Consider the following 15,450-nt stretch of genomic DNA (forward strand, 5'->3'; position numbering starts at 1 on the left):
CGTAACACCTCGAATCGAGGTATGTCGATGTGGCGTGAGACGATGGACTCGTGTTGGAGCTTGCGATCTTGGGATACCTGGCGGAAGGCCCGCTGCACGGCTACGAGCTACGCCGCCGGGTCGAGCAGTTGTCGGGGCACACCCGGCCGGTCAGCGACGGCAGTCTCTATCCGGCGATCAACCGCCTGGTCAAACGCGGCCAACTGGCCCGCCACACGGAACCGGGGGCGGCAGCCGCCCAGAAGTACGTGCTGACCCTGACCGAGGCCGGACGGGCCGAACTGCTGCACCGGTTGCGTGAGCCGGCCCAGCTGGAGATCACCGACCATGCCAGGTTCATGACCATCCTGGCGTTCCTGTCCCAGCTCCCCGACACCGAGGAGCAGCATGCGGTACTGAGGCGACGCCTGGAGTTCCTGGAGACGCCCGCGAGCTTCTTCTACGACGGCGACCGTCCGCTGAGCGCGGAGGAAGTCGCCGACCCCTACCGCCGGGGCATGATGCTCATGGCCCGCGCCATCAGCCGCGCCGAACGCGCGTGGCTCCGCCAGGAGCTCGACGGCGCACAGGAGACTTCCCGAGCGGCACCGGCGGTACCGGCGGTACCGGCAGTACCGGCACCACCGGCGGCGCGGCACTGACGACTCGGCCGCCGCATGAGGTTCGGGCGTGTTTGCCCAGCGGTTCGGCCGGCGACTCCGCGTCGGCCGAACCCGCGCCGACGAGATCGTCACCGTCCACGTCCAGGACACCCACTTCCGCATCACCCTCACGGCCCGGGAAGCGCGACGCCAGGGCGACGGCCACGGCGCGACACAGCGACATGTGGTGCATGTCACATTCTCGGCTCGGTGGGGAGCGACGGATTTTCCTCCGGTACTTGGTCTTGATACGGACCGAACCAGACCACCGTCCGGAGTGTCCGATGTCCGATCTCTTCTCCACTGCTGTCGTCACCGGTGCCAGCCGCGGCTTCGGGCGCGCGATCGCCGCCGCGCTCGTCGCCCGGGGCACCCACGTCTTCGGAATCGCCCGCCAGGAGCAGGAACTGCGTACCGTACGGGACGAACTCGGCGAGAGTTTCACACCCGTCGCCGCCGACGCGACCGACGAGACGCTCGCGCAGCGCGTGATCCGGGAACACCGTCCCGGCCTGCTCGTCCTCAACGCGGGCGCCCCACCGCACATGGCGCCCGTGCACGAGCAGACCTGGGAGATCTTCAGCCGCCACTGGCACACCGATACCCGGCACGTCTTCACCTGGACCCGCCAGGCCCTGCTGGCACCCTTGGCGCCGGGCAGCGTTGTGGTGTCGATGTCCAGCGGAGCGGTACTGGCAGGCTCCCCGCTCAGCGGCGGATACGCCAGTGCCAAGGCCGCCGTCCGCTATCTGAGCGGGTACGCGGCACAGGAGTCGGCGCGGGCCGGGCTCGGCATTCGGTTCCACACGCTGCTGCCCAACATGAGCCCGTCCGGCGGCGTCGGTTCGCTCGCGATCGACGGCTACGCCGCGAGGCAGGGCGTCGACCGGGACACCTTCGTCATGAGCCGCGAGCAGCCGGTCCTGACCGCCGAACGAGCCGCACAGGCGGTCCTTGACGTCGTCCGGGACGCCGAGAGCGCCCTGGAGTACAAGGTCACCGGCGACGGTCTGGCCCCGGTGGGCTGAGCCGCACCTACAGCAGACGGACCGCACCCCAAGGAGCCGGCACGATGTCACCGTACGCCCAGGACGCGGAGCGGGCGGAGTTCGCCGCCCGCACCGAGCAGTACCGTCCCGAACTGCTCGCCCACTGCTATCGGATCCTCGGTTCGATCCACGACGCCGAGGACCTGGTGCAGGAGACGTACCTGCGGGCCTGGCGCGCTTTCGGTTCGTTCGAGGGCCGCGCCTCGGTGCGGCGATGGCTGTACAAGATCGCCACCAGGGTTTGCCTGACGGCTCTGGAGACGCGAGCCCGGCGGCCCCTGCCCTCGGGCCTCGGCGCGCCCTCGGACGATCACCGAGTGGCCATGAGCGGGCGCGAACCGTCGGTGGCCTGGCTCCAGCCCGCACCCGACACGCTGTTCGGCACCGGAGACCCGGCCGTGGCCGTGGCGGGCAGGACGGGGGTGCGGCTCGCCTTCATCGCCGCGCTGCAGTACCTGCCCGCCCGGCAACGGGCCGTGCTCACGCTCCGCGACGTGCTGGCGTTCCGGACGGGCGAGGTCGCCGAGATCCTGGGCTCCACGCCCGCGGCCGTCGACAGCGCACTCCGTCGTGCGCGGGCCCGTCTGGCCGAAGCCGGACCGGTCCAGGACTCCCTGACCGAACCCGACGAGGAGTCCCGGCGCGCCCTCCTTGAGCGCTACGTCGATGCCTTCACCCGCGCCGACGCCGATGCCCTGGTGGAACTCCTGCGCGTCGACGTCGAGATGGAGATGCCGCCGACCCCGACATGGTTCACCGGCCGTCGCGCCGTCATCGGCTTCCTGACCCACCGGGTACTGCGCAAGGACCGGTGGAGCCTGGTGCCCACCCTTGCCAACGGGCAGCCCGCCGCCGTGGCCCACCAGCACATCGGAGACGGCCGCTACGAGCCGTACGGCGTCCATGTCCTGACGCTCGTCGGAGCCCATGTCTCCCGCATCACCGCGTTCAACGACCCGAGCCTGGTGCCGACGTTCACCCTCGCACCCGCACCCACGCCCCGCTGACAGGGCAGCCGTGTCTTCGGGTCCGGACCCGCGACGGCCGCGCGCTGAGCAGGCCGCTCGGCCGCTCCCGGCCCATGGCCAGGGAGTGTGCCGACCTAGCGTGAGCGCAGTCTGGATCGTATGCCGCTGCTTCGTGTGTCTTGCCGGCGCGCACTCTGGTGCGCGGTGGTCACAGCCGGCTGCCGAGCCCCCGGGACGGGGCCGGACCGCCTTCCTTCGGTTCCCGCCGGAAGGAAGGAAGAGGCCGAAGGAGTCGGTGACGACGGCTGCCCTGTGGGCTCCGCCACCTGATCCGAGAGCAGCGGGACCCTCTCCCCGTCCACCTCCCGGCCTCGGCCCGCCAGCCATGTCATCGCGCGGCTGATGCCTTCGCCGACCTGATGCGACAAGCGGTCGCCACGCGCGGACTGCCTCACCTGACCGGAATCGGGACGGATCCCCCGCGCCGCGTTGTTCTGCTCCTCCTGGAACTCGGCACGGGTCATGGGCTGCCAGTACGCGTCTATTCTGCGCTGAATTGCTTTATTTGTACCGTACTTCCTTGTCGCGCCGTCGCCCGGCGCTCCCTCCCGGATCATCAACGGGCGGTCCGCCCGGTCGGTTCATGTCACGCCACGACCGGCATCAGGCCATGAGGGCTCGGGCCGTGGCGGGGGTGAGCGCGGCGTCCGGTCGGGAACTGTGGCCGGGCCGGGTCACGTCCTGTTCCGGGACCGTGGAAGGGACGCCCATGAGCCTCGACGCACCCCGCCCGTCCCGGCGGTCGCCGTACGGCGGGCCGCGGCCCGCGAACGACCCAGCGCGGCACCCGCCGCGTCCCCGGCTTGGCCGCGGGAGAAGGGCCCGTCCCCGGTGCGAGCGGGCACCTGGACTGCCCTTCTGCCGTGTCCGGCGGATCGATACCGGCGGCAGGTGTTCCCCGAGCGGTGATCCGCAGCGCGCGGCCGGGAACGGGGCCACCGGCCCCGGCGCGAGCACCAGTACAAGACCCCAAGTCGACTCACCCGTTGACGGTGACGCCTCCTCGGTTGCACAAACCGGTCGTGGTCGGCAGCCATCTGCGCGATGCTGTCACGATGCCTGCAAAGACCGCTTACCACGACGAAGTCGGCGACTACTTCGCGAAGAACGCCGACACCAGCCCCTACAACGCACACACCGACCGGCCGGCGATGCTCGCGCTGGCCGGGGATGTCGCCGGGCTGAGGATCTTCGATGTCGGCTGCGGGGCCGGGCACTACGCGGCCGAACTCCTGGCGGGTGGTGCCGAGGTAGTCGGAATCGACGGCAGCGCAACTCTGCTGAGTCATGCGCGGGAGCGATTGGGTGACCGGGCCGAACTGCGGTTGCACGACGCGGAGAAGCCGCTGGACTTCGTCGACGACGCGTCGTTCGACGGGGTCGTGTGCGCATTGGTGCTCCACCACATCGCCGACCGGCCACGTCTCCTCGGCGAGCTACGACGCGTCCTGCGTCCTGGAGGATGGCTGCTGGTCTCGACGACCCACCCGACGGCTGACTGGCGGAAATTCGGTGGTTCGTACTACGCCGAGGACTGGGTCGACCGCCCGCTCGCCGGGGGGCCGTTGGCAGTCCACTACCAGCGCATGCCGTTGGAAACGTTCCTGAACGAGCTGCTGGCCGCCGGATTCGTGCTCGAAAGACTCATCGAGCCGCGCCCGGCGCCCAGCCTGCGAGAACTCGACGAGACGGCCTACGCCAAGCTCCACCAGGCTCCGTGTTTCCTTGCTGTCAGGCTGCTGCGGCCCTGACAGCACGCAATCCCTGCCTCCCGGCGAACGTGCACGGTCACTGCCCCGTCTCCCGAGCGCCAGAACTGGTGACACCTGAATGCGCGGGCCCACCAGTACCGAGGGCCGTGAGCATCGGGGCGTTCACGTTCGGGCTCCTTCCTCGACCAGCAGGCCGGCGACAGCCTCAGGCTTGCTGATCATGAGATCGTGTCCACTGTCGATCTCCCAGAACCTTGAGCCCGCTTCTGTGGTGGCGACCAGCAGGTTGGGCCCCGGCCCGCAGGACGGACGGGCCGGCGTCCGGCAACCTTTCGGGCTGCCGGACGCCGAGGGAGAGAAGCAAGGATCAGCTGGTGGTGAAAGAGTCGAAGTCCGTTTCACCCGTCGTGCCCGCAGCGTGCGACGTCGCGGTCAGGCCCACGTCCTGGGTGGGGGCAGCGGTGGGGAGGGTGGTGGTGCCGACGAGATTCCAGGTGGAGTTGTCGGTGGAGTAGTAGCCGCTGTACGTGGTGCCCTTGCGGACCAGCTTCAACCACGACGGGTAGGTCGCGGTGCCGGTGGAGTCCTGCGAATCCAGCTGCCCGTCACCATTGCTGTCCCAGTCGAGGAGGTAGCCGTTGCCGGGGGTTTCGACCAGAGCCACGTAGCCCGGCGAGGCGCCGGCCTTGGTGATGTCGTTGCGGACCATGATCCCGGCCTTCGCCCAGACGTTCGTGTCCGCCTGGGAGTCGATCTTCACCGTGGTCGTGGAGCCGTCGTGCTCGGCTCCCGGCAGGTAGATCGTGCCGTATTCGTCGACGGGGGTGTAGAGGTCGGCTCCCTGCGCCTGGATGCCGAGCCGCGTGCCGGACTGGCTGAAGCTCGCCGTGGTGGAGGCGAACGTCTTGTACGGCGCCCCGACCTGGTGGTTGACGGTGATCGTGTCACCGACCGACAGGGGCGTCCTGGCCGGGCCGAAGCGGTACGAGCCGGTCCCGTGGAAGTCACTGGTGGCGAACAGCTCATCTGACGGTTCGAGGGCGACGGTGTACGTGGCCCGCAGGGTGCCGCCCGGCTTGAGGGTGCGCGCACTCGTCGGTGACTTCGTGCTGATGGTCGCGCCTTCCGGGCCGGTCAGGGCCAGTGTGGCGTTCGTGACCGGACGCGAGCCGTTGTCGGAGAGCACCGCGGTGACCGTACGGGTCGTGCTGTCGCTCTCGGCGGGCGCCCAGTTCAGGGCCAGCGTCACAGACGGGGCGGCGTCGCGGACGACCTGGTGGGTCGGGTGGACGCGGAGGAGCGCCACGCCGTGCGCCGGGACGTCGGCCGCGATCCGGCCGCTCGACTCGGTGGTGCCGTGGGTCCACAGGTCGGTCAGCGCGTAGTCGCGAGAGTCGGGCAGACCCAGCGCTTTCGCGGTGGTCGCGACCTCACGCGCCGCCGAGCCGGTGTTGAACAGGCCGACGATCGCGTCGCCGTTCTTCTCGGTCTTGGCGAACACCTGGCTGTTGGCGTCGTCCGCGATCCGCCGCGCGTCGATGCCGTCCTGGTCGACGCCGAGGACGTCGGTGTTCTTCAGCAGGGCAAGGTCGGTCGGGTCCAGGTGGGTCAGGTCGGTTCCGAGCATCAGCGGGGAGGCGGCGAGCGACCAGAGGCTCATCTGGGTCTTGCGCTCGTCGAGGGTGAGCCCGTTGTCGGTGCCGTTGCCGATCTCCAGCGAGTCGTAGTCGTTGTAGCCGGCGGGCCCGCCGTACGGGGCCCAGGCCGCGACCTGGTCGAAGCGGGAGGTGATGGAGGACCAGGTGGTCAGTGGGTAGCTGCTGCCGTTGGGGCCGCAGTAGCACTCGATGTCGCCGCCGGTCCGCCAGCCGTCGGAGAGCTGCTGCCAGGCAGCCGCGTTCTTGATGTCCAGGTTGTTGGACAGCTGGAAGTGGATCGGGCGCCCGGTCTGCTTCAGCGCCTGCGACCAGGCGCGGACGTCGCCGATGTCGGGGGTGCCGACACCGTCGATCTTCAGGTAGTCGATGCCCCAGCCGGCGAACTGGTCCGCCCAGGAGTTGACGAAGTCCTGCGCGCCGGGCTTGCCGTAGTCGATGCCGACCATGCCACCGCAGTTGTAGTTCGCCTCGTCGGTGGTCGTGGCGATGTCGTCGGCGTGGTACGGAGTGCCCTTGATCGCGGTGTTCTGGGCGACGGCCTGCTTGGAGATGCCGGGCGTGACGTACAGGCCGAACTTCAGGCCGAGGGAGTGCACGTAATCCGCGACGGCCTGGATGCCGTTCTCGCTGCCGTGCGGCGGGAAGGCGGTCTCGTCGGTGACCCAGCGGCCGTACTCGTCGACATCCGGGCCCTGGGAGCCAGGGCAGTGGTACCAGAAGTCATCGACGTTGGCGTAGACGAAGCCCTCCTTCGCCAGGCCGCTGTCTTTCAGGGCCTTCGCCTGTGCCTCGATGTTCTGCGCCGTCGGGGTACGCCGGATGAAGCTCCAACTGCTCCAGCCCAGCAGGGGTTTGGCGGACGGGGTGCTGCTCTCGGCCTGTGCGGCCGGTCCGTCGGCCACGGTGAGGCCGGTGGCGAGCAGTAGCGCTCCGGTGAATGCGGCGAGCGCGCCCCGGATCGGTTTCCTCATGGGTGGTGTCCTTCATCGCAGCGCCCTGACGGCGCGAGAGGGTCGAGAGGGTGGGGTGGCGGCGCCAGGGGTGCGGAGCGCGGAGAGGCAAGGGGCGTCGGCTCGGCGCACCACGCTCCCCGCGCCCGCCGTCCCGGCGGAGGGGACGCGGCGTACGGGTCTGCGGAACGGCCCGGAGCCCGCCCGGCTCACTGTCGTCCAGTTGCGCCCGACCGCACCAAGTGCACTCAACATCCACCGTGAGAGAGGGTGTAAGCGCACGCGATCAAACGCAGAGCAACAGATAGCACCAGGTGCTGTGTGCCTGTCAAGAGGTGCGGCACCTCGCCGTGGTGATGCGCCCGCAACTTCCGTCCGCAGGCCGGACGGTGGCCGGTCGCTGAAGAACGTGGCGCTCGACACGCGTCGCATCGGCTCACGCGCCGTGGAACGGGTCGGGCGGCTGCTGACCGGCGCCGATCCACTGCCCCGGAGGACCTGGAGGCCCGCGCCGAACTTCGGCCGACTGGTTCGGCGTTACCGGTCGGACGCTGGATCGACTCGTATGTCTTGACATTCATCTGGGGCGAAGCCAGACTTCCGAGCAATTCACGAGCCATCCGTGAACGTTCCCGTGAACGCTCCCGGAACGGGGTCCCCCAGCCCCTCCCCGTGCTCGGCGTCAGGTGCGGCGCCGCCCGTGTCCGCACCACCCAACGCCGAGGACGTACGAATTCCAACCAGCAGGTATGGCCGCGCCTTGAGGTGTCAACGTCGACTGTCCAGCACGGGAGTGGACGCCCTGGAAGGAACCCATGGGAAACCGAGAGAAGCACCGTCTCGCGCGTACGCCCTGCCGCCGCGCTCACTGCGGCGGCGAGCGTCCCGTGCTCACCGGCTGCTCGGCGGCCGGAGACCACCATCCGAGTTCTTTGCCGTGTCGCAGCAGATCACAGGCTCTCTGACGGAGTGAGGTCCTGCTCGGTCCAGATGGTCTTGCCCTCCTCGCTGTGGCGGGTGCCCCACCGGTGGGCCAGGGCTGCGGCGATGAGCAGTCCCCTGCCGCTCTCGTCCTGGGCACGGGCGTGCCGGAGGTGCGGGGAGGTGCTGGAGTCGTCGGAGACCTCCACGGTCAGGCGGTCGTCCCGGATCATGCGGATCCGTGGGTTGCCCCTGGCGTGGGTGAGGACGTTCGTCACCAGTTCGCTGACGACGACCTCGGTGGCGAACACCAGGTCGTCCAGGTCCCAGGCTTCCAACTGCGCGCGGGCCCGCGCCCGGCAGTCCGCGACTGCCGCGTGGTCCCGGGGGGCGGTCCAGGACACGTGGTTGCTGTCGGCGAGGCGGTTGACGACGGCGGTCAGGACCGCGCCGCCCCTGCGGCGGCGGGAGGGGTCGCCCATCAGGGCGTAGACGATGTTGTCGCAAGCTGCTTGGGCGTCGCCCGCCGACTGGCCGGCGGCGCGTTGTAGCTGGGCGAAGGGGTCGTCGCCGCGGGCCGTATGAAGCATGGAGACCGAGTAGAAGGTCAGGAGTGTCCGCGGTGCCAGCGTGGCGCGCACGGTTTCGTAACTGGAGTGTTGGCCGAGGGCGGGGCCGACGGGCATGTCCAGGGGGCGGGTGGCGCCGTCGGGTGTGGTCACCAAAGGCGCGGGCCAGTGGGCGGAGGCGATTGCGCACTGTCCGGTGATGGAGTCGTAGATGGCGTAGAGGCAGCGGGCACCGTCCGCTTCAGGGTCTGTCTCGTCGGCCTGCGGGTCGTCCTGCTGCATCTCGTGGGTGATGTCGTCCAGATGGACCAGGAGTTCGTCCGGTGCGAGGTCCATCCTGGCCAGGGTGGCGAAAGCTGTCCGGAAGCGGCCCATGTTCACCGACGCGCGCAGCCCCTGCTGCGGAATCTGCCCGATGGCCAGGCCTACGCGGGCACCGGACAGGGCGATCACGTCGAACCAGTGCGTCCTCTGGCCGCCGGGCTTCCAGAAATGTGCCGTGCTCATGGCAGGCACCTGGGCGATGTTGTGTGGCAGCAGTTGCCGCTGGAGCGTCGTTGCCGTCGTGCGCTCGCGGACGTATCTGCGGGCGTTCTCGATGTTGACGGCCCCCCGGGCGGCGACCTGCTCGGCAAGGGTCAGGTCGCGTTGGTCGAACCGTGTGGTGTTCCGCCGGTTTCGGTAGAGGCTGAGCAACCCAAGGACGTGGCCGTGCTGCACGATGGGAGTCAGGATCATGGAGTGCACGCCGGACTGGCGCAGGATCTCCGCACGGGCGGAGTCATGCATGTGCCAGTCCGACGGACTGCCATGGGGGTCGACCAGGCGTGGTTTCAGGTCGGTGAGGACCTGGGTGTAGGGCGTGGGGAAGACGAAGCGGCTCGCCTCGCCCACCTCATACAGGCCGGTGAACTCCGTTGCTGTTTCGAACGCCGCTCTGCGCAGGGGGATTGAGCTCCGCAACGGTGGGAACGGCGCATCGTCACCGTGGAAGACCGCCTCCACCAGATCCACGATGGCGACGTCAGCGAAGTCCGCCACGACAACCGAGGCCAGCTCCTGGGCTGTTCGCATGACCCCGAGCGTCGTTCCCACCCTCTCGTGGGTTGCGGCGAGCAACTTCTGGGCCTTGCGGGAACGTTCGCTCTCGGTGACATTGTGAATGATGGTTGCCGCGCCGATCACCGTGGTGCCGTCCAACAGCGGTAGCGCCAGTACGGAGTAGACGTGCGATCCTTTCTGGACATTGCGCTTGATGACCGGGTGCGCGCCGGCGGCCCGATCGGGATCCATCACCTCGACGAGCAGGGCGCTCAGCGGAAGCGTCGAATCGAGTTCGTCCGCGCCGCGATCGAGAACGTCACCAGGTTCGGCGTCACGGATGGCGAGTGCGGCGGGGTTGCTGCGCAGAATCCTCAACTCGCTGTCGTACAACTCAAGTCCCGCAGCGGCCTTGTCGAACGTCGAGGGGACGAAGGCACTCTGTGCTCGGGCGGCGCCAGGACTGGTCGCCGTGCCGATCACCGAGACCTCGGTCCCGTCGTCGTTACGCCAGGCGTCGAACTGGATGACCGGCCAGCCGGCGGCCTCGCTTGCCTCCAGCAGCAGCCTGATCGCGTCGGCGGCCGGTCGCCCGACAGCGTCGACGAGGTTTCCCGCGGCGCCCCGGACGGCCGTAACCTCTCCGCGCCGGTCGATCCTGAACGAATTGCCCTCGGCCACCTCGGCACCTCCACATGTGCGTGATGGGCCCGCTGCCGGTGCCGCCCGCACCACGCAACAGGGGATGTGGCTCCGCGCAGCGAAAACGCCACCCTGCGTATGGAGGTCATCTTCCTGTACCTCACGCCATTGTCCGACGGCGGATGCAGGTCTGCATGTTTCGGGTCGGCCTGCGATGCGCCACACCCCACCCAAGGCGGGCGGGCACGCATCGGTATTGCTCGCCGCCGGGCTGTGCGCGGGGGTCGGTCGGCGCGAGCGGAGAGCGCCGGGAGCGGCGAGTCGGTGAGGTGGCCGCAGGCGTCGGGGCCGAGTGTGCTGTGCGGGCTCGCGGCGGCCGCGGCGTACGCGTCCTGGTCGGCGGCCGGCAGTCGCAGGCCGCCTTCGGTGATGTGGAGCTCGACGGTACGGCCGCGGCCTGCTTCGGTGCGCCGCTCGACGGCTCCCCGTTCCTCAAGCTGGCGGGCGGTGGCCTGGGTGCCCTGCGCGGCGATCACCGTCCGACGCCCCAACTCGCCGCCGGACAGCCTGGGTTCGCGGCACAGATGTCCGAGAGCGGCGAGGTGGTGCCGGGTGTGGCCGATCGGTTTCAGCGTCTGCTCGACGTCGTCGCGCACGCGTCTGCCGAGGGCTGCGAGCAGGAAGGCGGTACTGGTGGGCTGGGGAGGGACGGTCACGGGACCTTACTCGGCCACGACAGTTTCAGCTCGCCTGTAAGTTGCGGGTGAGTCTCCACTTCCGTCGGTGAACGCCGTGGTGGATCCCGTCTCGCGGTGCCGTCGCCAGAAATAGTACAAGCGTTTGAATTTCTGGGGTTCTGGGAGCAGGTCCCTTCGCCTGCCCCATCTCCAGCTGCGCGAACTGTGCCTCGCTCAGTCCAGGCAGCTTCACCGGCCCCCGCGGCGGCAGAGCCCGCGAACCGCCCTCGTTCCACGCCCGCCGCCACCCGGCAAGAGGTCCTCGCCCTGGGGCAGGATCTGATCCGCACCGGGCGGGCTGACGCGGTCGTCGCAGGTTCGGTTTCGGCGGACACAACGTCAGTCTCGTCCTCACCGAGTGACAACGAGACCTTGACTGCCACGCCGGGCGGCATCGGCCCCGCAGGCCCGGTCGGCGGCTGCTCGTGTTGTCGTGTTGTGCTCAGACCGGCCTGACCATCAGGCGCGTCACGACAGCACGAGTACAACCTCAGTCCGTCGAGGATGATCGCGCGGACTGAATGACGCAGGTTCGCAGTCGACAGGCGGACACGCTGGGATGCTCCTGCTGTGGCGGGTGTGATCACAGCGTCGGAGCCCGTGCAAAAACCCCTGTGCACCGGCGCGCCCACCTCTGCGATCATCCCCGAATGGCGCACAGTCTCGAATCGCTGGTCATCCGGCACACCCACCGCCTTTCCTCCCCCAAGGGTTCCGCCGGGGAAGGAGCTGTCGCCGCACGGCAGTTCGACGCGGCGCTGACATCCGTGGGCTTCAAGCTCTCGGCGGAGCTGCTGGAGCGGCTGTCGGGGCTGTCCGGGGCCGCGGTCGTGCACACCGCCCAGCGGACGCTGCGCACCGTAGCTGAGATGGTGGGTGACCACGTCCGGCACAATTCGTACTTCATCGACTTCCCGGCGAACGTGCCGGACACCGAAGAGTTCTGGATGCAGTGCGTGGCGAAAGCGCTCGGCGACGAGAAGTCGCGCGAGCACGTGCTGACGCAGTTGGGGCACGGGGCGTTGGACCTGCTCAGCCTCCCCACGTACGGCCGGTACCAGCACACCTACGAGGAGATGCGCGCGGCGCAGGACGAACTGATCGCCTCCGCGGGCGACCGGGTCACCGTCCTGCATCTCGGCCGGGACCTGGACGACGAACTCACCGACCTGTACCTGGCCCTGGCCGGCAGCACGACCCCGCTGGGCGAGGACGACCTGCGCGACCTCAAGGCCCTCGCCGAGCGGTGTGCGCTCGGCCCCCAGCCGGAGGCGATCCCGGTCCGGGAGAACCGGGCGGTCATCAACGAGGCCCGGCTCGGCGTCGGGGCGGACCTCCACCTCGACACCGTCACCGATGTGCTGCGGCTGGCCTGCGCGCTGTCGGGCGGCGACGTGACGCTGCGGGAGCCGACCCGGTTTCGGGCGCTGCCGCGGCCACTGCGCCGGGGACTGCTCGCGGGTCTCGACGCCGTGGTCGCGGCGAACCCCGCGAAGCTCGCCGATGTGCACGCGCACCGGGAGCCCTTCAAGCGGCTCGGTGAGCGCCTCCACCCGCACGAATACCCGCGCTGGCCGCACGCCGCCGATGTGTTCGCGGTCGCGCGCGGCGAGATGGAGGCACGGTCCTTCGACAGCCGGATCGAGGAGCTGCTCGACGCGCTTGACGTCCTCGGTGCGGTGCAGTTGCTGAAGTCCGCCCCCGGCAAACTGTTCCGCGCCCTGGACCTCCTGCTGCGCATCGCCGCCGACCAGGAAGAACGGGACGCGGTGGTGGCCGCCGCGGTACAGGTCGCTCCCGACGTGTCCGGCCGGGTCGTGCTCTCGGTGCGCGAGCATCTCCACAACCGGGCACGTGAGAGCGGCGAACCCCGGGTCTTCGTCAACCGCCGGGGCCGTGCCTGGGTGACTCCCGACCTCCGACCGCCGCTTCCGGCCGCCGACCGCGATCGTCTGATCGCCGCCCTCGACGACGAGATGCGTCGTCGGCTCCCGGCGCCGGGCCGGCTGCTGCTCGATCCCGATGTCCTCGACGTGGCGCTTCCGCTCAGCGGCCGGGCCACCGCGGCCGGGCTCGGCGTACTGCCACGAGGATCGGTCTCCACGGTCGACGGCGAACAACTGCGCTTCTTCGTGTACTGGAAGGAGACCAAGGACCGGACCGACTACGACCTGTCGGCGCTGCTTCTCCACGCCGACTACAGCACCGATTCCTGGCTCTCCTACACGTCCCTCAAGGCCGTAGGGGGCAGGCATTCGGGCGACATCACCGAGGCGCCCGACGGGGCCTCGGAGTTCATCAGCCTGTCCCTGGACCGAGTGCGCAGCACGTTCATCGTTCCACAGGTCAACATCTACGCCGGCGAAAGCTTCGAGGAGGTCGAGGAGTCGTTCTTCGGCTTCATGCTGCGCGACGGCGAGCGGAAAGGCCGGCCGTTCGAGCCGCGCACGGTGCGGATGAAGTCGGAGCTGCGTGGGGTGGGCCGGGTGGCGCTGCCGCTGGTGTTCCGGCGCGGGGACGACGGCCGGTGGCGCGCGAAGTGGCTGCACCTGTATCTGAGGGGCATCGCGTCGGCCAACCGGGTCGAGGAGAACCAGGTATCCGTGTCGAAGCTGGTGCGTGCCGTCGTGGAGCGCGAGCAGTTGACGGTGGGGTATCTGATCGACCTGATGTCCGGTGGCACCACGACCGTGGACCTGTGGGACGGCGAGCCGGTCCCGGACGAGCCCGTGATGTACATCGGCCTCGAACGTCCCGAGGGGCTGCACCCGGGCTCACGGATCATCACCCTCGAAAATCTGCGCGACTTGATCCCGGGCTGAGTGCTAGCGTTGCCCACGGCGAGGCCATGAAGGGGCTTCCTTCTCAACTCCTCACCTGAAACGAGTCCTTTCGCTTTCCTCGCCGTCGACTTCGGCTGGGAGGCGCCCGCTCGGCGCCTCCCAGTTTTCGTGTACGCCGGTACCCCAACACCCGGAAAAACGCGGATGATGGCGTACCGGGTCGACCGCCCCGCGTCGATGCCTGCCGCAACGAGCACCGCCGCCGACAGCAGCAACTGGACCAGCCCGCCGAACAGACCCCGCCCACGGGTAGAAGCCACGAGGCCGGCAGCGATAATCGCTCAAGTGACCTCTCCACGGCAGAGCTGGGCGCGTGCTGAGCGGCTCGACGCCGCCCGGCTGATCGACGCCCTTCACCTGCAGACCGGTGTCCGTCTGACTCTCGACGGCCCCTGTCCAGGCGGGCAGGTCGGCGCAGCCTATGTGCGCTGGCCCGACGATCACCGATCCGTCCTGAAATGGCGGCCGCACAGCCAGGCTGAAGGCATGCAAGCGGGACCACTCGCTGTCGCGGAGGTGCTTCGGCTGGCAGGTTATCCGGCCCCGGCTACCGAGCTGGTCGCCCAAATCGGCCACGCGGTAGTCATGGTGCAGGAACTCCTGCCGGGCACGAAGGCCGACCACCTCGACCACCGCGGCCTGGACCAAGCGCTCGAACTCAACCGGATGCAGGCCGATCGGCTTGCCGACCGCCCCGACATTCCGACGGTGGCACTTCACCTGCGGCAAGACGGGTCCGGCTACTGCCTGCACGGGCCCTTGCGCCGACACAACCGCCGCAGTGCCGCACTCGAACGCCGGGTCGCTGCTGTCGGCAGCGACCACCCTCCCGAGTTGGCCGGACAGGACGCCGTGCATGTGGACTTCCAGCCCGGCAACATGCTGACCACCGACGGCTCGATCACCGGCGTCGTCGACTGGGACGGCGCTGCCCGCGGCGATCGCCGATTCGACCTCGTGACCCTGCGCTTCGGCATCCATGCGAAGGGAACCGACCCAGGCGTGACGCAACGTCTCGACGCTGTCCTCGACTCTCTTCCCGTAGACGTCCTTCGGCCGGTATGGGCTCACATGAGCCTCCGCATGGTCGACTGGGCCATCAGGCACTTCACCCCGGCCGATGTGGAGCACTGGCTGGACCTGGCCGAACAACGCGTGAGCTGACGTCCCCACGTGGCCCCCCTTGAGCGCCGGAACGTGTGAGCCGTCCACGGCGCCGTCGTCGAGGTCCAGCAGGCCAGCTCGGCGCAACTCATCGAGCAGGCCGGCGTTGGCGGGTGTCCGGCTCCGTCTCGGCGGGCAGTGGCTCACGGTGGTCGGCACGCAGCCCGGCAAGAGAGATGTGCAGCAGCCGGTTCCACCGGGTGCGGGCGGCACTCGTCGGTGACCTGCACGGCGTGTCCCAGGGAGACCAGCAGGAGCAGAAGGTCGTCGGTGGTCACGCCGGGGCGCAGCACGTCCGTGGCGCGGGCGCGCAGTTCCTCGATGACGAGGCGGAGCTGCTGGATGCCCTCCAGATCGGGGACCGACCAGGTCAGTGCGAAATTCTCCCTCAAGTTGCCGTCGCAGAGCGTCGACCGCCGCACCGTCAAGGCGGAGCAGCAGCTTCAACGAGTTCCGGGCGGAAGGGAGGTTCATGTCCGTCCCCCGAAGGCGACG

The 15,450-nt window shown here is 69.3% G+C and carries 9 protein-coding genes and 2 pseudogenes; 6 read left to right on the top strand and 5 right to left on the bottom strand.

The annotated features are described in order from the left end of the window. The first annotated feature begins 50 nt into the window (after window positions 1-50). From ACFC09_RS17030 to ACFC09_RS17045, 4 genes are all read left to right on the top strand, one after another. Window positions 51-641: a PadR family transcriptional regulator gene (locus tag ACFC09_RS17030; protein ID WP_376528568.1), complete on the top strand. Its 591-nt coding sequence runs from the start codon at window positions 51-53 to the stop codon at window positions 639-641. A 284-nt stretch (window positions 642-925) separates the two neighbouring features. Next, entirely contained in the window at window positions 926-1,669 is a 744-nt protein-coding gene (locus ACFC09_RS17035; RefSeq protein ID WP_376528570.1) for an SDR family oxidoreductase, read from the top strand. A 44-nt stretch (window positions 1,670-1,713) separates the two neighbouring features. Next, window positions 1,714-2,697, top strand: coding sequence for an RNA polymerase subunit sigma-70 (locus ACFC09_RS17040; protein ID WP_376528572.1), 984 nt, complete (start codon window positions 1,714-1,716; stop codon window positions 2,695-2,697). Between the two features lie 1,076 nt (window positions 2,698-3,773). Then, entirely contained in the window at window positions 3,774-4,469 is a 696-nt protein-coding gene (locus ACFC09_RS17045; RefSeq protein ID WP_376528574.1) for a class I SAM-dependent methyltransferase, read from the top strand. A 328-nt stretch (window positions 4,470-4,797) separates the two neighbouring features. Here ACFC09_RS17045 and ACFC09_RS17050 read toward each other — a convergent pair whose 3' ends face one another. The 3 genes and pseudogenes from ACFC09_RS17050 to ACFC09_RS17060 all read right to left on the bottom strand — a co-directional run. Next, on the bottom strand, window positions 4,798-7,059 hold the full coding sequence (locus ACFC09_RS17050; RefSeq protein ID WP_376528576.1) for an NEW3 domain-containing protein: 2,262 nt from the start codon (window positions 7,057-7,059) through the stop codon (window positions 4,798-4,800). A gap of 929 nt (window positions 7,060-7,988) precedes the next feature. Beyond that, window positions 7,989-10,250, bottom strand: coding sequence for a SpoIIE family protein phosphatase (locus tag ACFC09_RS17055; RefSeq protein ID WP_376528578.1), 2,262 nt, complete (start codon window positions 10,248-10,250; stop codon window positions 7,989-7,991). 467 nt (window positions 10,251-10,717) lie between these two features. Further along, window positions 10,718-10,927, bottom strand: a pseudogene (locus tag ACFC09_RS17060) (MarR family transcriptional regulator); the annotation flags it as partial. Window positions 10,928-11,598: 671 nt separating this feature from the next. Here ACFC09_RS17060 and ACFC09_RS17065 point away from each other — a divergent pair. Beyond that, on the top strand, window positions 11,599-13,770 hold the full coding sequence (locus ACFC09_RS17065) for a hypothetical protein (RefSeq protein ID WP_376528580.1): 2,172 nt from the start codon (window positions 11,599-11,601) through the stop codon (window positions 13,768-13,770). Between the two features lie 306 nt (window positions 13,771-14,076). After that, window positions 14,077-14,955 (top strand): phosphotransferase, encoded by an 879-nt coding sequence (locus tag ACFC09_RS17070; RefSeq protein WP_376528582.1) that lies wholly within the window; start codon window positions 14,077-14,079, stop codon window positions 14,953-14,955. On the opposite strand, the pseudogene ACFC09_RS17075 reads toward ACFC09_RS17070, so the two are convergent. Both ACFC09_RS17075 and ACFC09_RS17080 read right to left on the bottom strand, forming a co-directional pair. Beyond that, window positions 14,953-15,054: pseudogene (locus ACFC09_RS17075) on the bottom strand (IS5/IS1182 family transposase); the annotation flags it as partial. The gene ACFC09_RS17070 and the pseudogene ACFC09_RS17075 overlap by 3 nt on opposite strands. A gap of 44 nt (window positions 15,055-15,098) precedes the next feature. Further along, entirely contained in the window at window positions 15,099-15,347 is a 249-nt protein-coding gene (locus ACFC09_RS17080; RefSeq protein ID WP_376528584.1) for a hypothetical protein, read from the bottom strand. Between the last annotated feature and the right edge of the window lie 103 nt (window positions 15,348-15,450).

It is taken from the genome of Streptomyces sp. NPDC056161 (assembly GCF_042268025.1).
Taxonomy (GTDB): Bacteria; Actinomycetota; Actinomycetes; order Streptomycetales; family Streptomycetaceae; genus Streptomyces.